This is a genomic window from Vibrio sp., assembly GCF_038138445.1.
In the GTDB taxonomy this organism is placed as follows: domain Bacteria; phylum Pseudomonadota; class Gammaproteobacteria; order Enterobacterales; family Vibrionaceae; genus Vibrio.
Genome location: NZ_JAYQDQ010000075.1, coordinates 1 through 19,659 on the forward strand (window position 1 = coordinate 1; position 19,659 = coordinate 19,659).

Genomic DNA, 19,659 nt, shown 5'->3' on the forward strand with positions numbered 1-19,659 from the left:
AGCTCTTAAAAGATGGCTATGCACTGGCGGATTTATGAGGGGATCCCTCAGGGCTATGTACTGATAGCCTAGTATGAGTGAGCTTGTAGTTTCCTTCCAAGATAACCGTTCTTTTTTGTCTTAACGGTTACAAATCATGGTAATTTCCATCTTTTTATGATTCATCATTTTGCTTAATAATTTTTGCACTTAGATTATTGACTGGGTGGCAGTTTAAGTTTATTAAGTATCACTACAATGAATATTTAAACTGGAAATACTAAGCTTGCCGATATCAATCCCCTCTATTGACCTACCGGATAGTGTCAGGCGTATGTCGAGTGATGACTTAAAAGAATCCGTGCAATTTCAGGTTAAGGCTATACGCACGGTGACCGAAACGCTGCCTTCATTTTATCCCTTTATGGAAAATTCATGCAGAGAACATTCTAACCCTCTTATTAAGGCTTATGGTTCTCTCAAATCAAGCAAGACGAGTGCAGACTTTTTAGTCGATTTAGTAAATAAGCTAGCAAGTAAAACAGGTATGGTTAAAAGGCATTTGCTTCCAATTCAAGCAGTGGCTAGAAAGACTCAACAGATCATCGCTTTTCGTCCCGTAGATCGTATGTCAACAGGGCTTATTGAAGAAGGCTATCCAACCAAAGGGTTTGCAATTAAAGGCAAGTCTTCGAATCATGGCCCTCAGGCGGGCTTTATTTGTGTCGATCAGAGATTGAGTAAGCTTCATATTACTCTGCAAGATGACGATGAAGTGCGTCAAAATCAGACAACCTTATACAGTGAGAATGTACAGGAGTGTATAAAAAGCGGCGATGCCATTTCTGTGAACTTAACTCTTTCTCAAAAACGCTTTGAATGGTTGGAAAATAATGGGGTGTTCAGTGTTGAAAAAGATCATAAGCAAAGTGGTGTACTAAAACTACTTTCTGAGGGTCTTGAGTATAGGGCGGAGAAAAAGGGTGAACATTTTGAGATCTCATACGAAGGCGAGCCTCTTAAAGTTCTTGCTGACCCTGTCTCTGGGTTACCCCTAACCGCCGATTATGACCTCATGTTTATTGCGCCAAAAGTGGAAGATCTTGATTTGGCGACAGAAGACAATCTACCGGTTAAACGGGTACACTTTTCTGATGTATCCACCATGTATAAAGCTAGGTTTAAAGAAAAAGAGGGTGAAGACTTTACTCCTACACAGTTTTTTGCCAAACAGAGCGAAACCAAAGGTAGCTTTGGTCAAGCTATAGGTAATGCCACGCCAAGGATTGCCAAAATGATCGATATGCTCAATGCGGCAACCGTTGGTAAGAAGGGTAATCCTGTTGTGCATCACAGCACTGACTCAGCTAACCCCTATACGGATACGGCGTCTAATTATCCACTGACTGTATTTATGCCAGAAGGATTTTTGGATTACGACTCAATTCACATAATAGAAAGTGCCGATCAGTTTGCTGAGTTCGTCAAACAGGCCAAAAATCACGGTTTTGCTGTGCCTAATAATCCAAGATGGGAGCGCAAAGTTTCCCAAGCGAGAAGTGAAAACTTCGAACATGCTGCGCAAACTATTAGTCAACTTATGCAAATACGAAAGTCTAGCCTTGGCGATGCTTCATAGTGGTCAAATGAGCCCAAAGCTAAGCCGATACTATGTAACCCTAGCGACTTTCGTTTACGTACAAGCTATATTGATATAAAAGTTGATATTATGTAGGGAACAAAATGAGAACAAGGATTCTGGGGTTGCTGTTCTGCGCCATCGTTACGCCTAACTATGTGTTTGCTCAAGCCAGTGATTCGATCAAAGTTGCCATTGGTGACATTTACAAAGGGTCTGCGCTGGAAGACAATCTAAAGAATATATACGAGGCGGTGGGCATAAAACCAGAGTTTACTTATCTGCCGAATGAGCGCGCTATCCAATCAGTTGTATCTGGCCAATATGACGCGCTCGGGCTTCGTATCGATGCTTTAGATCAAGAGGAAAATTTACTAAGGGTTAATGTTCCCCTACAGGCAATGAATGTTCATTTACTGTCTGTTAACGGGGACTTCTACCAAGGTTTAGATACGGCTAAAGATAAAATCTTTGTCTCTATTTTGGGGGCTCGTTACTCCGATATGGTTAAAGAGTACAAGGACCGTCATCTGGTTCAGTCAGAGCATCAAGCCGCATTAATGCTGACAAAAAAGCGAGCAGATGTTTGGCTCGCCTCTTACTGGAGTTATCTTAATGTGAAGGATGAATTTCCAGAGGTAAGAGTCGCGAGTCCTTCTATTCATAAGCAGTATTTGTATCACTATCTTAATGTTTCAAAATCGCACCTTATTGAACCACTTGAAGTTTCTGCTCATGCTTTTAACCAAGCCAGATCATTTGATAAATAGAAAAATCACTTCATCGACAGCTAAATTTTGTATCCCTGAAAGCGGGTGATACGATCTTTTTTAGTTAACTCAATCTATAGTTTTATAAGGGCAAAAACTATTTTAGTGTAGAAAATGCAAATATCCTTCTTTCGGTTACTATTCACCACGCTGCTATTTTCAAGTGCTGTGTCGGCAAACACAGAGGATTCAGTCAAAGTAGCGATGGGAGATATATACAAAGGCTCTACACTAGAGCGGGATTTGAGAATTATATATAAATCTGCAGATATAGACGTCGAATTCATTTACTTACCCAATGAGAGAGCGATTCAAACGGCGGTATCAGGCCAGTATGATGCGCTTGACCTTCGCATAGATACACTAGATGAAGAAGAAACGCTGATACGCATTGATGTACCTATTGTCGTGATTAATATTCACTTAGTCACTGTTAATGATGACTTTTATCAGACTTTGGATGATGTCAAAGATAAAACATTGGTCTCTATCTTAGGGACTCGTTATTCGGATATAGTCAAAGTTTATAAGAAACGTCATTTGGTCAAATCAGAGAAGCAAGCGGCCTTAATGCTTACTTCTGGGAGGGCGGATCTATGGTTAGCACCCCACAGAACCTATCTAAAAGCAAAAGAAGAATTCCCTAATATCAAGATTGCTAGCCCATCAGTATATAAACAATATCTATATCATTATGTTCATGTGTAAAAGTCACATCTTGTCGAGTCACTTGAAATGTCGGTAAAAGCATTTAACCAGACGAGATCGATCAATTAAGATTAACCGGGCACTAAAGCTTTTCATATGAGCAGAGTTTGGTCAGTAGCTATACTTGCTATTATCGGTTTTGACCTATGGATGTAGTGATGAAAGTCTTAGTTGTTTTATTTGTCATTAATGTATTATTTCCTACTAATAATGCCTTTTCTAAAGACATCGAGGTTATCAATATTGCGATTGGAGAGAGCTATAAAGGGGAGAATAAGACCACAAAGTATGGCATGACAGTGGAGGATATCATTGCTGCTGTATACGAGGGCGCGGGTATTCCTTACACAGTGACATACCTCCCTGATGAAAGAGCAATCCAATCGATAATAACGGGTCAATATGATGCTTTGGATTTACGAATTGGTCAGTTAGATAATGAAGCGGGCTTGGTGAAGGTGGATCTCCCCCTAGAGCAAATCAAAGTTCATTTGTTTGCTAAAGACGGAAGTTATTACCAAACCCTGAATGATGCTAAAGATAAGATAATCGTGACTATGCACGGAACCAGATATATCGAAGTTCTCAAGGATTACAGACGGTTACATCGGGTATATTCTGTTGACCAAGCCGTTCTTATGCTTATGGCAGGTAGAGCTGACGTTTGGCTAGCACCTTTGCAAAGCTACGCGTTTCTTTCACAGCAATATCCTGACATCAAAATTGCCAGCCCCCCGGTAGATACAGAAGATTTATATCATTATATTCGTTTGACCAAATCACACCTCCTTCAGCCCTTGGAAGACTCGGCAAGAGAATTTGTACGCCTTCACTCAGAGCAAGCTGAGTAAAAGCAAAGACTGACTATCGGGTGTCATACTGTTCAATACTCCTCTAGATCCAGACCGCTATCTGTCATGAGGTAGCTGCGTGTAATACCACAGTCATACGCAAAGTTTTCATCGTGGGTCACTAATACATAGCCTGCTTTGTATCTTCTCAGAGCGTTGGCCAACTCGGTTTTTGAGTCCAAATCCAAATGATTATCTGGCTCATCTAATAATAAAACTGGTTGGTTGATTTGGTGACCAATGATTAACATGGCAAGTTTGATTGTTTCGCCTCCACTTAACACAGATGCAGGTTTAAACACATTGTCTCCTCGAAAACCGATACCTGCTAACAATATCCTCACATCACTATGAGGAATGTTTGGTACATGTGAGCAGAAGTTATCTAACACAGATAGATTTGGGTTAATGATGGTTAGGTTCTGGTCCAAATAACAAAAGTGACCCTTAGTGCTTATATCGCCCTCATATAGAGGAAGTTCGCCTAATAGCGTCTTTAGCAAAGTGGATTTACCGCATCCATTAGGGCCTTGTATATGTACTTTTTCACCATAGAAAAGCTGCAAGTGTATACTGACATTGCTTCCAAATATGAGTTTGCCGTTTAGATATGAATGTCGAGCCGTTGTCGTGTTACTGATTTCTTGAATATTGAACTTTTGGCTTTTCCACTTATCTTGTCTCGCTGTGAGTAGCTGCTCTTGTTGGCATAGCCGCGCCTTTCTGGTATGTGCTAACTTGCTGCGATTCGATGCACTGTGTTCAGCGTTTTCTTTCATGCCGTTAAGTAACACTTTAGCTTGGCTACCACTTCTACGTAGCTTGTTACCTTTGGTTGCGCGTTGCTGTGCTTTTTCGAGGTTACGTTGAGTCTGAATATCAAGATGTTTCTTTTCTTTTTTGATATTGACTAACTGTCTTTCAATAGCGAGTTGTTCGCTCTGTTTTTTGGCGGTATAAAACTGGTAATTACCACCGTATATTTCTAACCCTGTACTTGAAAGCTCCCATATCTCATCCACGGTATTGAGTAGTTTTCTATCATGACTAATGAGTAATATGGCACCTGAAAACGTTTCCATTGTGTTGATAAGCCATTGTTTAGATGAACTGTCCATATGGTTTGATGGTTCATCGAGAATAAGTAAGTCACTTTGTTGTTTGAACAGTTTCCAAAGCGCCAGACGTGCAAATTGTCCGCCGCTAAGCTGATGGCAAGGAAATAAAAGATCGTGAGGTATTCTGAGGTTAATCAGTTCTTTCTCCATGCGAGATTCCACATCCCAGCCTTGGCCTATCAAATCAAACCACTCTTGTGAGCAGTTACCCATTCGAATATGGTTGAGTGCTTATAATACATGATGCATATTGAGGTGCTCGGCGATAGAGACATCATCCTCTGGTAAGACGGATGATTGCTGGTGGAAAATAGCTGTGTTCGATGGCGCCACGAGGTCGCCACTTGAAGGTGTGAGCTCTCCAGAGATGATGGAAGCGAGGATCGACTTTCCTATTCCATTACGTCCAACGAGACCAACTCGTTGTTTGTCCATGGTACATGAAAGGTTTTTAAATAGGTTATCGCCATTGGCGAATGAATAACTGATATTATGAGCATGAAAAATGGCCAAAATTTGCCTCCTGTAAAACAGGAAAAGCAGGCATCAAAACACAAGTTAGATACTTATAAACCGCAATCTATCTCACTACTAAACGTAAGTTTTGTAGCTAAATAAAACGATAAAAATGAGAAAAGTATACGTGAACGACGCCTACTAATTCCTGTAGATCCAATAAGTAAGGTGAAATGGATAACAGGCTTAGTTGTTCATTGGCGTGGTTCTCTTTTGATATGATGGCGCAATTGTAGCCATCTAATAAATCTAAGGTCAATAGCGGCCGTCTTACTTTGTCGACTTTGTTAGGCAACAGCCTCGAACTACGACTAAACTCATAGTTCAGATCACTGCAATTTATATGAGGGAGCGATGAGTAAGCAATGCAATGATTCTGATGAGTTAATGCCTATTATCGAGGATGTGTCTGAGCAAGGCTCGGACCTCAAACAAGCTCGTTACTGGCATGTGCTGATCGTAGATGATGATGAAGAAGTGCATCACGCGACAGAGTTAGCTTTGAAAGATCTGATCGTTGAAGATCGCCCCCTTAACCTCCTTCACGCTTATTCAGCTCAACAAGCCAAGTCTGTCCTAATCGCCGAGGATAATATTAGTGTTATCTTACTTGATGTGGTGATGGAAACCGAATTAGCTGGATTAGAGCTTGTTGAAGTGATTCGTGAAGAGCTTGATATGCATGCTTTACGCATTATATTACGTACAGGCCAGCCAGGTTATGCACCGGAAATGGAAACGATCCAGCGCTATGACATCAATGATTATCGCACTAAACCAGAGCTTACTCGTATTCGGCTGTTTACCATTCTAACCAGTGCTATCCGCGCCTATAACCAAATTCGCAGCCAGCAACTCATGCGTCAAGGGCTAGAAAAGGTTGTCAAGGCGAGTACGGAACTCGCGCATTTCTATGGAATGCAAATGTTTGCTGAGGGGGCAGTTAAGCAAATTAGTGCCATTATGCAGATAGAGCCTGATGGCTTGATTTGTGCGCAAGAAAATAAAGCTGAGAAGTCAGCAGGCCCTGTAATTATTGCCGCGTCGGGTCGATACAGTAATTTTGTGCAAACCTCTTTGGAAACGCTTGATTCTGAGCCGATTAGAAACTCCATCATGCAATGCTTAGAAAGTAAACAAAGCTTATTAGAGCAAGGGCTAACTTTGTATTTTTCTACCGAACGTGGCCGAGGAATGGCGGCTTATGTGGACGTTAGTCGACCGTTAGAAAGCATAGATAAACATTTACTTGAAGTCTTTTGTGCGAATTTGTCTATTGGGTTCGATAATGTCATTTTATATAACCGCTTGGAAGAACAAGCTTTTAAAGACCCTCTTCTTGATATCGCAAACCTCAACAGTTTACGCAGGTACAGTTATACTGCGATTTCTGGTAATGACTACGCTAGGCTTGCATTGATTGACATCGACGACTTTTCTTCCTTTAACGATAGCTTCGGCCACTCGGCTGGTGATGGTTTGTTAGTCAGAGTTTCTTCCCGTTTGCAGAAACATTTCCCATATTGCTTCTTGGCTCGAGTTGGCAGCGATGTGTTTGCATTGCTTGGCTCTCAGCAGGATATAGTAACTGACCGCATCCTTTCGTTGTTTGATTCAAGCTTTGTGGTGGATGAACAGCCTTTCAAGATCACTGCAAGTGTTGGTTTTGTTGATCTTAAGGATCAGGAATTTGATTCGTCTGAGCATTACAAAGATGCTCAAGTGGCTTTAAAGCAAGCCAAATTATATAGCCGAGGCGGTGCGGTGTGCTTTTCAGCTGATATGGGGCAAGATGCTCGCGATCGAATGCATTTACTCGCAGAGCTAAAGCAAGCGCTCAATGACAATGCTTTGTTTATGACGTTTCAGCCCAAGTTTAAGTTGTCTACCATGGAGCTTTCAGGCGTAGAGGCTCTATTGCGTTGGCGAAATAAAGAGGGGGCTCTTGTTCCCCCAGCGCAATTTATCCCTTTAGCCGAGCAATCAGGTTTGATGGTAAGCATTGGGGCGTTTGTTATTGAACAATGCTGTATGCAGTTTCAGATGCTAAAGCAAGCGGGTTACACAACACTAACCATGGCTATCAATGTGTCACCGACTCAGTTGGAAGGCCCTGGTTTTGTGAAACAATTACGCCAGGCGATGAAACAATATAGCATAGCCCCCGAGACGTTAGAGCTGGAAGTGACAGAAACAGTGGCAGCTAAAGATATTTCAGAGCTATGTAAAGTGTTAGACAAAGTTCGCCAATTGGGGTGCAAAATAGCGATAGACGATTTTGGTACAGGCTTTTCCTCATTGAGCGCACTGCACACCTTGCCAGCGACGCGATTAAAAATAGACCGCGCCTTTGTTGATACTATGCTTCAAGATGACAGTATTGCGAAAATGATCGTCAATCTAGGCCAAACCTTGGGCATGGAGATTACAGCTGAAGGTATAGAGACAAACGAACAGCTTGAGAGGCTAAAGGCATTTGGTTGTGAGGAAGGGCAAGGCTGGCTGTTTGCTAAAGCAATGAACTTAGAGGATTTGCTTAATTTTTCTCATCAGAATACCAAGAATCAATAACCATTGGACGGCAAAATGAAGGACTTTGACCAGAATACTGATCAAATGAGTGCTGATGCACTGATTAGCCGTCATAAGTTTATGTTTTATGGTGTACTGTTACTCATTGTTCCCCTTACTTTAGGAGACTCATTTTATTTGAGTAAAGAAGTTCGCGTTCAAGAAATTAATAATTTGGAACACAAAGCGCTAGAAGTGCTAGTTTCCCTCAATAAAACCTTATCCGTGTCGTTTGATCATGTAGACAACATGCAGAATGCCGTCGAAGGTTCCTATCGATATCCAGAACTGATTCCGAGTCAGTCAGCCCTCACTTTTCTTGAGCAGAATACTGTGGGGTCTTTAAAAAATGCCCCATGGGAAAATTTACCCGAGGAAGTGAGGCATGAGCTGGGGCAACTATATGTAAGGTCAAACATAGGTGATTATTCGTCAGATGTGCGCACCATTTTAATGGCGGTGCCCGAAATTGTTTCCACTCATTCCCAACACAAGGACTTCCAGTGGAGCTATTACTATGATGATGAGCAAGCTCTTACTTATCTCTACCCGTGGTTAAGCTACAAGGATCTGCTCGTTGCGACCAATACCGATGATATGGATAAAGCGATAGATGTCATTTATCAAGCTGGTGGTACTTACCCCCTTGAGTTGGTCGGTCCCATTAATAACTCTGAGAGAAAGAGTGTCTGGACCACGCCCTATTTGGATGCGGGGGGTAAGGGTATGATGGTCTCACTATTGGCCCCTGTCTACGATAAAGAGCGGTTTGTTGGAGCCGTTGGCACAGATATTACGCTAAAAGTACTTGATCACATATTGACTAAGCAGTCAATAGAGGTTGCTCGCTTAGCTATTGTTGACGAACAAGGTCTGGTAGTTGCCGATAGTGGGGAGGCACTTCTTAGTGCTAAGCAAGTGGTGAAGCAGGAGGGAGTGCTCACCTTGGTTGCCATTGCCGCTGCTCACAAAGCCGAACACGGTGTGCTCAATCAGACCGAAAACGGGTATTGGAGCGCTTACGATCTGCCCAATACGCCTTGGAAGTTGGTTCTCGAAATCACGGAAGAAAAATTAAGCGATCATATTTTAACGATTGTCATGCCACATGTCCTTATGGCTACGATGTTTACTCTGCTCTTATTGATTGTGGTTTTATATCAGCACTGGCATTTCAGCCAACCCGCGATGCGCTTAGCGCACTTTATTGAGGGGTTACCTGAAAATCGCGATCTATCTATTCCTAAGATTCCACAGCGTTGGCATTACTGGTTTGAACATGCGGCTGCTACTGAGAAGGACCGGAGAGAAAACCTTGAAAAAACTCAGCAGCAAAACATAGATCTCGAGCACAGAGTGGATGAGCGTACACAAGAGCTGCAAAAGGCACTTGAAGTCTTGAAAGCGACTCAAGAGGAACTTGTACAGTCAGAAAAACTCTCAGGTCTTGGTTCATTAGTGGCAGGTATTGCCCATGAACTTAATACGCCAATTGGCAACGCCATTGTAGTAGCGAGCAGCTTAAAAGAGTTTAACAATACTTTTATCGAGTCAACGAAAGAGGGAATTAGACGTTCAACTCTCGATGCTTATATTGACCGAAGTGCTCAATCAGCTGACAGCATTGAACGTAACTTAAGAAGAGCTGCAGAGCTAATTTCAAGCTTTAAGCAAGTTGCTGTTGATCAATCGAGTTACCAACGCCGTGAGTTCGAGTTGGATGAAGTTTTGCATGAATTAAGAGTGACTATGATGCCCAGTTTGTCTCGAAGCCGAGTGGTACTTACTGAGGAATGTCCACAAGCCATTCATATGGATAGTCACCCAGGGCCTCTGACGCAAATCTTGATGAATTTACTCTCCAACGCTTTAGTCCACGCTTTTACTGGTCATGAGCATCGCACTATCGAGATCAAAGGGCAGCAAATTGAAGATAAAGCGATTATTACTGTAACCGACAATGGCCAAGGTATCGCACCTGAGCATATTGGCAAAGTGTTCGATCCATTTTTTACTACACGTTTAGGGCAAGGCGGCTCAGGACTAGGCTTGAATATCGTTTACAACTTAGTAACTGACTTGTTGGGCGGAGATATCAAGGTCACTAGTGAGCTAGGGCAAGGGTGCTGTTTTACATTGACCTTACCTTTAGTGGCACCGGAACACAAAGTCTCTGAAGATGCGGCTAAGTCTATAGATGATTGAATATAGAGTCTTCAAAGAGCCTATTGTTTAATAGGCTCTTTGTGCTTTTAACTTAAGCTTGTTCTGAGCTGTATTGGGCGCGATTGGTCAGACGATGCCAAAGTCTCTTATGGCTTGGTTGATTATCGATGCTGTCACTTAGAAGACGATAGTTTACAATTTCTCCAAGCTTAATTCGGTTTAGATAGTCTTCGACCTCGCATTTAACCAGTGGAGCGAATAGATACAGACCGAGGACGTTGGGAACTGCAATTAAAAATACCAAGGCATCAGAGAACTGAAGCACAGCATCAAGATGGATCATGCTACCCAAAGCGACAAAACTACAGAACATAAGTTTGAATAAAAGTTTTGAGTGACGTTTCTCACCGAACAGATACGTCCATCCTTTCAGTCCATAATATGACCATGCAATGGTGGTGGAAAAAGCAAACAGCAGAGCAGCGATGGCTAAAGGATATGGCGCCCAAGTTATATGGTGGGCAAAGACTGCTGAAGTAAGTTCAATACCGACGAGGTCACCATGAATAAGGCCGGTTGGATAAGCAGTAGAAATCACAACCAAGGCGCTGAGTGTACAAATAAACACGGTATCAATCAGTGGCTCAAACAAGGAAACTAGACCTTCCGAGGCTGGCTCATCGGTTTGTACCGCTGCATGGGCAATGGATGATGAACCTATTCCGGCTTCATTAGAGAAAACGGCTCTCTGGAATCCAACTATAATGGCACCTACTGCACCGCCCGTGGCACTTTCGAGGCTAAAAGCGTGGGAGAATATAAGTGATACAGCATTGGGTAGATGTTCTGCGCTCATGGTCAGAATAACGCAGGCAGAAACCACATAGAGAATCGCCATGATAGGAACAAGCTTGGCGGTAACCTTGGCAATGGAACTAATACCGCCAAGAATGACCAAAGCGACCAATACAGCCATAATCACGCCAAAGAGCCATCCTTTATCAGCAAAGAAGCTTTGGCTTTCCCCTGTTACAACTAAAAGCTGAGCATAGGCTTGATTAGATTGAAACATATTGCCAATTCCCAAGCATCCAATAACCAGAGCGAGTGCATAAAAACCGCCTAAACATTTACCCAACCTTGGGTAGTTGCGACTTTTTAAGTAGTGCTCAAGGTAATACATGGGACCACCGGAAATACTACCATCTGGGTTCACTTTTCGGTATTTTACACCCAAAGTACACTCGACGAGTTTGGTGGACATACTAAGAAAGCCAGCCATGATGAGCCAGAAAGTTGCGCCTGGTCCGCCAATCGTAATCGCCACGGCGACGCCACCAATATTACCAATCCCGACAGTCCCTGATATTGCGGTGGCGACAGCTTGAAAGTGAGAAATTTCCCCAGTTGCTTTTGGATTGGTGTAGTCACCTCTAATTAATCGAAAGGCCGTTCCCAAACCACGCAGATTGACAAAGTTTAAGTAAAAGGTGAAAAAAACAGCGGCCATGCTTAGCCAGAGAACAATGATGGGAACAGAGTAACCGAAAAGGCTGATTTTGTAGAAAACGACCGAAGACAGTTGTTGTGCAATAGGAGAAATAAAGGAATTGACCTGTTGGTCAAAGTTCAGTGCTTGATCTGAGTTTGTGGCGAAAGAGGGAAAAGATAAAGTGGATAGTATAAACCAAATTAGCACCCGAAGGGCTTGGTTAGGTGGATGTAGATGCATGGCATAAAGTCCTGCGTTATTAACGGCATAGAACTCATCATAGATAAAAGGTCGGATTACTATTAGAGCCAGAAGTGTGTTAAAAATAGGGCCAATAAGTTAATAAATTGTTGATAATTATAACAAAAATGAAGCATCTATTTTATATGGAGTTTGGCAAAGGTGCCAGTCTACAGACTCAAATTAAGAATATGATCACCACCAGCATTCTCGATGGCCACATTAGCTCGGGTGAATCACTACCTTCATGTCGAGAGCTGGCAAAAACGCTAGGAGTTTCTCGCAATACTGTGGTCCTAGCGTATGAGAAGTTGATAGAGGAAGGGTATGTAATTGCTAAAGAGAGAAAAGGATTCTTTGTTCACTTTACCTATGACGAGAATCTAGTAGCAAGCCACTCTTCTTTACCATCAAGAGAAGCGGGTGTTAATTGGGACAATAAACTTAAACTTCTGCCGTCTCGGCAACATCATTTGCATAAACCAGATGCTTGGAAGCAGTGTGAATATCCATTTATTTATGGTCAACCTGATCCAGAATTTTTTCCTGTTAGGGAGTGGCGAGAGTGTACTCAACGAGCGGCGCAGACGTTGCAGGCAAAAGAGTGGTTGCAGGACCGTGTTGATGAAGATGACCCGTTATTAATTGATCAGCTCAGGACACGTATTCTTGCTCGCAGAGGGGTTCGCTGCAACAAAAATGAGATATTGCTTACAGTGGGTACGCAGCATTCACTTTACCTACTTAGCCGATTACTTGGAGGCGATGATACTTGCCTTGGACTAGAGACTCCCGGTTATCCGGATGTTCGTCATATTTTTGATCTTAACCAAACAAAACTGCGTGAGTTGGACGTTGATAAAGATGGGTTGGTCGTGAATCAAAAGATTGATGATTGTGACTACGTATTTGTCACGCCCAGCCACCAATCGCCTACCACGGTCACTATGCCGCTTGAGCGTCGCCTTAACCTTTTGCAAAAAGCGGTTGACCATGATCTTGTGCTTATCGAAGATGATTATGAATGCGAGCTAAACTTCTATTCAACGCCAACACCGGCATTGAAGAGTCTAGATAACGAAGGCCGAGTAATTTATGTAGGTAGCTTATCGAAAACGCTAGCGCCTGGCTTGAGAGTTGGTTACTTGGTTGGGCCAGAAGCCTTAATACGGGAAGCTCGTGCGCTGAGGCGATTAATGATGCGTCACACTCCATCTAATAATCAACGCGCATTAGCACTTTTTCTAGCTGGTGGGTACCATGACACCTTAGTGCATAGATTGAAGCTTAGATATGTTGAGCGTTATGAATTGCTAAAAACAGCCTTGCGAGAGTTGCTACCTAGCGTGCAAATTGCGCCATCATTGGGCGGAAGTGCGATATGGCTGAAAGGCCCTCAAGGTTTAGATTGTGTCCGTTTACAAAGAGAAGCGCTAAAACATGGCGTGTATATCGAGACTGGAATACAGCACTTTCATAAACTGTCTAACAATGAGTATGAGGCAAGTCGATATTTCCGGTTGGGATTTTCTCTGATAAAGACGGACCGTATTCGAGATGGGGTCCGTCTTTTATCTTATGCTATTGATCAGGTACTTTCGACTACAACGCTGGCGTGAGTAACTTCTCTTCGACTTCGGTCAATGCCTTGTCGATTGCTTGTGCGATCAGGTCGATCTCGTATTGTTGAGTAACAAGCGCAGGACTTAAACACAAGGTGTTATTGAGTGTCTGGAATGAGCGATTGGTTCTGCCAATAATAACTCCGTGTTTTAGGCAGTTAGCCGCAACGGCAACACTTATACTCTCGTCAACAGGTTGCTTGGTTTCTTTGTCTTGCACAAGTTCAAGGCCTACGAAGAGTCCTTTACCACGTACATCACCGACGATGGGATGCTTTTTCTTCAACTCAAGCATCTTTTCTTTCAGGTATTCGCCTTGTATCCGTGCATTTTCAACCAAGTTCTCTTTTTCTATGATCTCTAGGTTGGCGAGTGCAGCGACAGGGCCAGCGGTACAGCCCCCGAATGTAGAGATGTCACGGAAGAAATCCATACGGCTGGTTGTATCTTGATCATGGATCAACTGGTAAACGCGTTCCGTCGTCACAGTGCAAGAGATAGCAGCATATCCTGATGCTACGCCTTTAGCCATAGTGACGATATCTGGTTGTATTCCATAGTGCTGGTAACCAAACCACTTACCAGTTCGGCCAAGGCCACATACAACTTCATCAATGTGCAGTAGTACATCATATTGGCGACATATTTCTTGAACACGTTGCCAGTAGCCAACTGGTGGTTCAATTACACCGCCTCCTGCAGTAATAGGCTCAAGACAAATGGCGCCAACGGTATCAGGTCCCTCTCTAAGTATGACTTTTTCAATTTCATTGGCTGCTTTGATACCGTAATCTTCAGTCTCACCCCATTGAGAACGATACTCACAGCAATGAGGTACGCTAACAAATCCTGGGGTAAATGGTCCGTATTGATCGCGTCTTTCTTCTTGACCTGTCGCGCTTAAGCAAGCGATGGTTGTGCCATGGTAATCACGCTCGCGATAAAGTATCTTGTGCTTTTTGCCGCCATATTTTTTGGCTGCAATTTGTCTTACTAGTTTAAATGCTTTCTCGTTGGCCTCAGAACCTGAATTAGAGTAATAAACACGGCTAAGTCCGGGCATTTTCTCAAGGAGCTTTTCTGCAAAGCGCGTAGCAGGAAGGTTACCGGCTGTTTGAGCAAAGTAGTTCATAGTCACTAATTGGTCTCTAACCGCATTTGCGATCTCTTCGCGACCATAGCCAACATTGACACACCAAACGCCACCTGAGACAGCATCTAAGTATTGTTTGCCGTGGACATCCCAGACATACATACCTTGGCCTTTTTCGATCATCATAGGCGTAGCTTGGTGTGGCTTCATATGGTGCCAGACGTGTTCATTGTTGCTGTCAACCAGTGATTGAATATCCATGTCGTTCATCATCAGCTCCTTAAGGTTACTACTTTTTATAACGGCTTAACTTTGATGCTCGATGAATGAACCATTAGGTCAGGTTAACTCACCACTTGCTTAGTTAAGGTGTTGTGCGTGGGAATAAAGTTTACAGACCAATGTGACGAGGTGAGTAGAGCCAGATATAGACAGGTTTTAAGTCCAGTTCTGGTACCAAAAAAAATGCTTGTTGGCTCTACGCTCAATGGGTTAGGTCACCTACATTAATGGTTCTGTTTATGACTGGGTAGTAAAACAAGCAATGGACGTTATTTCTCTGTCAACCACAACCCTAGCTTTATCTACCTTGGTGGTGGTTTTGGCTTCCGTGCTATCGAGCTTGACAGGGAGTGCTGGTGGTATCTTGATGTTCACTGGCATGAGTGTATTCATTCCCGTGAGGCCATTAATTGCAATTCATGCATCCATTCAGATTGTGGGGAATGGCATTCGTGCATGGTTATTGCGTCGTGAAATCTCTGCCAAAATGTGCATACCATTTTGTTTTGGTGCTTTGATCGGTGCTGCGTTGACGACCAGATTACTGGTTGAGCTAGTAAGTGATTTGTTTGCGTTATACCTATTACTAATACTGATTGCTTATACATTATTTAAACCCAAAAAACTGCCGATGTTAAAGATTAAGGATCGGAGTTTTTTTTGGGTAGGGTTGGCAGCAGGAAGTTTAGGAATTATTGCGGGTGCAGTTGACCCTCTGCTTACGGCATTTTTTATGCGTGATGATTTGTCAAAGGAAAGCATTGTTGCCAACAAGTCTATCATGCAGCTTTTTGTCCACTTAACCAAAATACCGGCATTTCTCTATCTTGGCTTTTCATTCTCTGACAATGCAGGGCTGATTGTAATTTTTGCTCTGGCTGCTTTTTTAGCAACAAAGCTAGGAGTGTTTCTACTGACTAAGGTAAACACAGCCTTATTTTTACGTTTGATGTGGTGGGCGCTGCTAATATCTGGCGGGCAATTAACCTATCAAATTATCATCATACACCTTAACTAGAATAATAGGAAAGACTTATGACATTGGCTTATCAGGTAAAAAACCCTTATACACAAGAGAGCATTGGTCAATTTCACTTTAGTTCAAAAGAAGAAATTGAAAATTGTCTTGCCACCCTTCATGAGGGGCGTGAAGTACAGTCGAATCTAAGGGCTTTTCAGCGTTCTGATATTTTGCGCAAATTAGCGGGTTTATTAGAAACCCATGCTGAATCTTTAGCATCAATGATAACGCAAGAAACAGGAAAAACGATCGCAGATAGCCGAGTCGAGTTGACACGTGCTATTAATACCACCATTGCTTGCAGTGAAGAAGCACGTCAAATCCAAGGTGAAGTGCTGGACTCAGACGCTTATGCACCTGCGAGAGGTAAAACTGGTGTCGTTCGTTACACTCCTATTGGTACCGTGCTATGTATTACACCTTTTAATTTCCCGATTAATATAGCAATGCACAAAATCGGACCTGCTTTTGCCGCAGGAAATCGGATTATTCTTAAGCCAGCGCCGATTAATCATGGTTCAGCAGCAAAGTTGGTCGAGCTTTGCTACGAAGCGGGCATCCCAAAAGAAGTGCTGCAGCTTCTTGTACCAGATATTGATCAAATGGCTGGGCTAGTGAGTCATCCAGATGTTAATGCGGTTAACTTTACCGGAGGTCATCCAGCGGCTGAAGCTATCGCTGCCCACGCTGGCTACAAAAAAATGCTGTTTGAACTAGGAGGCAGTGATCCACTTATTGTCATGCCTGATGCAGACCTTGAAGCTGCGGTTAACGCTGCTATTCATCAGCGTTTTGCTACGGCAGGTCAACGCTGCACTGCTGCGAAACGTTTGTTTGTCCACCAAAACATATATAATGAATTCCGTGACTTACTAGTGAGAGCGAGCAGTGAGCTTGTTGTAGGTGATCCTGCTAAAGAAGAGACTTTTGTCGGGCCGCTAGTCAACGAGCAATCCGCTATCCAAATAAAAGACGTGATTGATCAAAGTGTAAAAATGGGGGCTAATATTGCTCTTGGTGGACAAAGAGAAGGCAATATTGTATTTCCAACCATACTGGAGAATGTGCCAGATGATAGCCCAGTGATGACAGAGGAAGTTTTTGGTCCGGTTATCCCACTGCGTGAGTTTGTGTCCATTGATGAAATTATTCCCGTCATTAATAGTAGCGATTATGGTCTTCAAGCAGGTGTATTTACCCACGATTTGAGAACAATACATAGATTGTTCGATGAACTGGATGTAGGGACTCTGGCGACTAATGATGGCCCTGGGTTTAGGGCTGAGCACTTTCCATTCGGAGGTGTTAAGCACAGCGGCATTGGCCGAGAAGGCATAAAGTACGCGATAAGAGAAATGTCTGTTACTAAAACGCTAGTATTATAAACTTTCCCCCCTATGGTGCGACAATGTAGTTTGAACTTGTCGCTCCATCTTTCGTCCTTACCTTAATTGATAGATAGATCAAATTTATCATTTTGTGGAATTAAGGCACTTTCCATTTCTACACTTCACGTTGTATTAAATTTAACCATTAAAGATGTACTTATCACTAAACTTTCATTCAATTATTACTTTACAAAAGATAGACTTATAAGTTAAATTTTTATTTTCGATAGTCATTTTGAATAGACTTTAAGATAAGGAGATAAGATGATAACCGTTAAAGAATTTAATAGTATAGGAAGCGATGAACGAGGAGAAACCAAGTCTTTTTCAGTAAAAGATTACGGTCAATTTGTTTACCTCACAAGAAAAAAAGGGTCATTATGTGGCAACACTTACCACAAAGGTGTGAACCAGGGTACTCGCTTGAAAACCTTCGTTTTGCTGCAAGGGGAGGTTACCGTAAATTATCGACATGTTGATTCTAGTGAGGTGGAAAATATTAAGGTATCAGCTCCATCCCTTATTGAAGTTGAGCCTTTTATTGTACACAACATTTATGTGGAAAGCGACGCTTTGATTTTGGAAAATAACTCTATTACTGACATTCAGGAAGATGTTATTAGAGAAAAAGTTTAGAGGTAATACATTTTTAAATAGATTGATTCTATCATCATTATTAATGAGTGAAAATTAATATAAATAATGAAACCACTTCCAGTTTTTTGATAATTTAAATACAAAAATATAAATTAAATATAATTGGTATGTGTAATCTACTTATTTAATTATATCTTTCATTTTATGTTCTTATTTTGAAATGCCTTATTTAATAAAATAAATCATTTTTGTTTTATATCACAAAAATAAATACGAACTCTGTTTGGTATCTATTTTGTGAGGTAATTTGTCGGCGATTTATAAGAGGAAATAATGATGAAAACAAAAATAGCAACCGCTTGCTTCGTTACTTGTTTAGCTGCCCAAGTACAAGCGGAAACCCCTCAAGTGTTCACCGATACAACACCAGAAGGAGTATTCAATAAGTTCCAAGCTGCACATCAAACTCGTGAAAGTATGGAGCAAAATGGCTTTACTCTACACCGCTGTGGTGTTCAGTCGATACGACAAGGTGCCCCTATGCAGCAGCAGATAGATATTCCGCATAGCCAATTTCAGTGCTTATATTCGAAACCGGGTGAGCTGCCGACTAATGAATCAGAGCTAGCGTATTGGCACTTGAACGTACTTTACAGCCATGATACGGGCTTATATAAGTCGGGAAATGAATATACGGATGAATACCAAGTTAATGTTTACACGCTTAAACCTGCTTATTTACTTGATGTAGCGCCGCATTATTATAAGCAGAGAGCTCGTTTGCAATCACAAGGTATGACGGTTGGCGAATGTAACCTTCAGCAAATCTATTATTTTATGAAACCACAAGAGGCCACCTACCTTTCGCATGTAGCGACATGCCCAGTTTATGGCTCTGAAGGTGAAATCTCTGGTAATATACAGATTGATATAAACCATACTCCAGCGACTATGGGATATAGCGAAAGACAAGTTACTTACAACGCTCTCTAATATTTATTAGAAACGTTAAAAAATGGGGGCAGATGCCCCCATCGTTTTTATGTACTGGTTTAGATTCTTTCACCAGTTGGGCTTACATCACCACATTTTTTAAACATTAGACCATAGCTATGAGTCAGTTTGCCATCAATGGTGTCTAGAGTAATTAAACCACTGTTTTGACGGTTACGACGATTGTCCACTTTTATTTCTGACTTGATCACGACGGGTTCTGTTGCGTTACAAGAAGACCAAACTAAGCTTGATAGACCAAGACGGTCACTGATTTGGTAGTTTTCTGAAATTGGTCCAGAAAATGCTGAGCTTAGTCGAGCTTCTTGACGCTCACCCGCGAAGAAGTAAGTCGAGATTTGTTGTGCCATTACATGCTGATCAAGATCGGCGTACCCACGATAGTTAACGTCTGCAAAGGTAAATGCGTATCCATTTGGAATCCCTAGTACTGCGGTGATCTGACAGTTTTTACGATTCTCGCGTCTTGAGATATCCGGTCCTGCTTCTGCTATATACTCGTCAAAGCCAAGTACAAAAGACTTACCATCAGGTGCGATGTAAGCTGGCGGTAAACCCCATCTAATCATTTCCTTTTAAATTCGGTATTGTC

General features: G+C 42.2%; 14 protein-coding genes and 1 pseudogene. 11 read left to right on the forward strand and 4 right to left on the reverse strand.

What is annotated here, in order from left to right:
• Positions 1-265 precede the first annotated feature (265 nt).
• The 4 genes from AAFM34_RS16285 to AAFM34_RS16300 all read left to right on the forward strand — a co-directional run bounded on the left by AAFM34_RS16285 (position 266) and on the right by AAFM34_RS16300 (position 3,947).
• Complete coding sequence (locus tag AAFM34_RS16285) at positions 266-1,618, forward strand: anthrax toxin-like adenylyl cyclase domain-containing protein (protein WP_341664569.1); 1,353 nt, start codon at positions 266-268, stop codon at positions 1,616-1,618.
• A gap of 104 nt (positions 1,619-1,722) precedes the next feature.
• On the forward strand, positions 1,723-2,388 hold the full coding sequence (locus AAFM34_RS16290) for a hypothetical protein (RefSeq protein ID WP_341664571.1): 666 nt from the start codon (positions 1,723-1,725) through the stop codon (positions 2,386-2,388).
• Positions 2,389-2,502: 114 nt separating this feature from the next.
• Positions 2,503-3,096, forward strand: a complete 594-nt coding sequence (locus tag AAFM34_RS16295; RefSeq protein WP_341664572.1) for a transporter substrate-binding domain-containing protein — start codon at positions 2,503-2,505, stop codon at positions 3,094-3,096.
• A 158-nt stretch (positions 3,097-3,254) separates the two neighbouring features.
• Positions 3,255-3,947: a transporter substrate-binding domain-containing protein gene (locus AAFM34_RS16300; RefSeq protein ID WP_341664574.1), complete on the forward strand. Its 693-nt coding sequence runs from the start codon at positions 3,255-3,257 to the stop codon at positions 3,945-3,947.
• 32 nt (positions 3,948-3,979) lie between these two features.
• Here AAFM34_RS16300 and AAFM34_RS16305 read toward each other — a convergent pair.
• Positions 3,980-5,578 (reverse strand): annotated as a pseudogene (locus AAFM34_RS16305) (ABC-F family ATP-binding cassette domain-containing protein).
• A gap of 357 nt (positions 5,579-5,935) precedes the next feature.
• Between AAFM34_RS16305 and AAFM34_RS16310 the strand changes: the two are divergent.
• Together AAFM34_RS16310 and AAFM34_RS16315 are read left to right on the forward strand one after the other, a co-directional pair.
• A complete protein-coding gene (locus tag AAFM34_RS16310) occupies positions 5,936-8,152 on the forward strand; it encodes an EAL domain-containing protein (protein ID WP_341664576.1) in 2,217 nt (738 codons plus the stop codon).
• Between the two features lie 15 nt (positions 8,153-8,167).
• Complete coding sequence (locus AAFM34_RS16315) at positions 8,168-10,357, forward strand: ATP-binding protein (protein WP_341664577.1); 2,190 nt, start codon at positions 8,168-8,170, stop codon at positions 10,355-10,357.
• A 52-nt stretch (positions 10,358-10,409) separates the two neighbouring features.
• Here the strand turns inward: AAFM34_RS16315 and AAFM34_RS16320 are convergent, their stop codons facing one another.
• Positions 10,410-12,050, reverse strand: a complete 1,641-nt coding sequence (locus AAFM34_RS16320; RefSeq protein ID WP_341664579.1) for an alanine/glycine:cation symporter family protein — start codon at positions 12,048-12,050, stop codon at positions 10,410-10,412.
• Positions 12,051-12,196: 146 nt separating this feature from the next.
• On the opposite strand from AAFM34_RS16320, the gene AAFM34_RS16325 reads away from it, so the two are divergent.
• Positions 12,197-13,669, forward strand: a complete 1,473-nt coding sequence (locus AAFM34_RS16325) for a PLP-dependent aminotransferase family protein (RefSeq protein WP_341664581.1) — start codon at positions 12,197-12,199, stop codon at positions 13,667-13,669.
• On the opposite strand, the gene AAFM34_RS16330 is transcribed toward AAFM34_RS16325, so the two are convergent.
• Complete coding sequence (locus AAFM34_RS16330; protein WP_341664583.1) at positions 13,653-15,038, reverse strand: aminotransferase; 1,386 nt, start codon at positions 15,036-15,038, stop codon at positions 13,653-13,655. The two genes, AAFM34_RS16325 and AAFM34_RS16330, sit on opposite strands and share 17 nt — an antisense overlap.
• A 271-nt stretch (positions 15,039-15,309) precedes the next feature.
• Between AAFM34_RS16330 and AAFM34_RS16335 the strand changes: the two genes are divergently transcribed.
• The 4 genes from AAFM34_RS16335 (at position 15,310) to AAFM34_RS16350 (ending at position 19,046) form a co-directional block, all read left to right on the forward strand.
• Positions 15,310-16,065 carry a sulfite exporter TauE/SafE family protein gene (locus tag AAFM34_RS16335; protein WP_341664585.1) on the forward strand — a complete coding sequence of 252 codons (756 nt, stop codon included), beginning with the start codon at positions 15,310-15,312 and terminating at the stop codon, positions 16,063-16,065.
• 17 nt (positions 16,066-16,082) lie between these two features.
• The gene (locus AAFM34_RS16340) at positions 16,083-17,453 is read left to right on the forward strand and encodes an aldehyde dehydrogenase family protein (protein WP_341664587.1); all 1,371 of its coding nucleotides are present in this window, start codon (positions 16,083-16,085) and stop codon (positions 17,451-17,453) included.
• Positions 17,454-17,720: 267 nt separating this feature from the next.
• Complete coding sequence (locus AAFM34_RS16345; protein ID WP_341664589.1) at positions 17,721-18,092, forward strand: hypothetical protein; 372 nt, start codon at positions 17,721-17,723, stop codon at positions 18,090-18,092.
• Between the two features lie 294 nt (positions 18,093-18,386).
• The gene (locus AAFM34_RS16350) at positions 18,387-19,046 is read left to right on the forward strand and encodes a hypothetical protein (protein WP_341664590.1); all 660 of its coding nucleotides are present in this window, start codon (positions 18,387-18,389) and stop codon (positions 19,044-19,046) included.
• A 59-nt stretch (positions 19,047-19,105) separates the two neighbouring features.
• Here AAFM34_RS16350 and AAFM34_RS16355 read toward each other — a convergent pair whose 3' ends face one another.
• Positions 19,106-19,636 (reverse strand): DUF4360 domain-containing protein, encoded by a 531-nt coding sequence (locus AAFM34_RS16355; RefSeq protein ID WP_341664592.1) that lies wholly within the window; start codon positions 19,634-19,636, stop codon positions 19,106-19,108.
• Positions 19,637-19,659 lie beyond the last annotated feature (23 nt).

Coding starts and splice junctions, on each gene's coding strand:
- AAFM34_RS16290 (WP_341664571.1), top strand. CDS start 1,723: ATGAGAACAAGGATTCTGGGGTTGCTGTTCTGCGCCATCGTTACGCCT.
- AAFM34_RS16295 (WP_341664572.1), top strand. CDS start 2,503: ATGCAAATATCCTTCTTTCGGTTACTATTCACCACGCTGCTATTTTCA.
- AAFM34_RS16300 (WP_341664574.1), top strand. CDS start 3,255: ATGAAAGTCTTAGTTGTTTTATTTGTCATTAATGTATTATTTCCTACT.
- AAFM34_RS16310 (WP_341664576.1), top strand. CDS start 5,936: ATGAGTAAGCAATGCAATGATTCTGATGAGTTAATGCCTATTATCGAG.
- AAFM34_RS16315 (WP_341664577.1), top strand. CDS start 8,168: ATGAAGGACTTTGACCAGAATACTGATCAAATGAGTGCTGATGCACTG.
- AAFM34_RS16320 (WP_341664579.1), bottom strand. CDS start 12,050: ATGCATCTACATCCACCTAACCAAGCCCTTCGGGTGCTAATTTGGTTT.
- AAFM34_RS16325 (WP_341664581.1), top strand. CDS start 12,197: ATGGAGTTTGGCAAAGGTGCCAGTCTACAGACTCAAATTAAGAATATG.
- AAFM34_RS16330 (WP_341664583.1), bottom strand. CDS start 15,038: ATGATGAACGACATGGATATTCAATCACTGGTTGACAGCAACAATGAA.
- AAFM34_RS16335 (WP_341664585.1), top strand. CDS start 15,310: ATGGACGTTATTTCTCTGTCAACCACAACCCTAGCTTTATCTACCTTG.
- AAFM34_RS16340 (WP_341664587.1), top strand. CDS start 16,083: ATGACATTGGCTTATCAGGTAAAAAACCCTTATACACAAGAGAGCATT.
- AAFM34_RS16345 (WP_341664589.1), top strand. CDS start 17,721: ATGATAACCGTTAAAGAATTTAATAGTATAGGAAGCGATGAACGAGGA.
- AAFM34_RS16350 (WP_341664590.1), top strand. CDS start 18,387: ATGATGAAAACAAAAATAGCAACCGCTTGCTTCGTTACTTGTTTAGCT.
- AAFM34_RS16355 (WP_341664592.1), bottom strand. CDS start 19,636: ATGATTAGATGGGGTTTACCGCCAGCTTACATCGCACCTGATGGTAAG.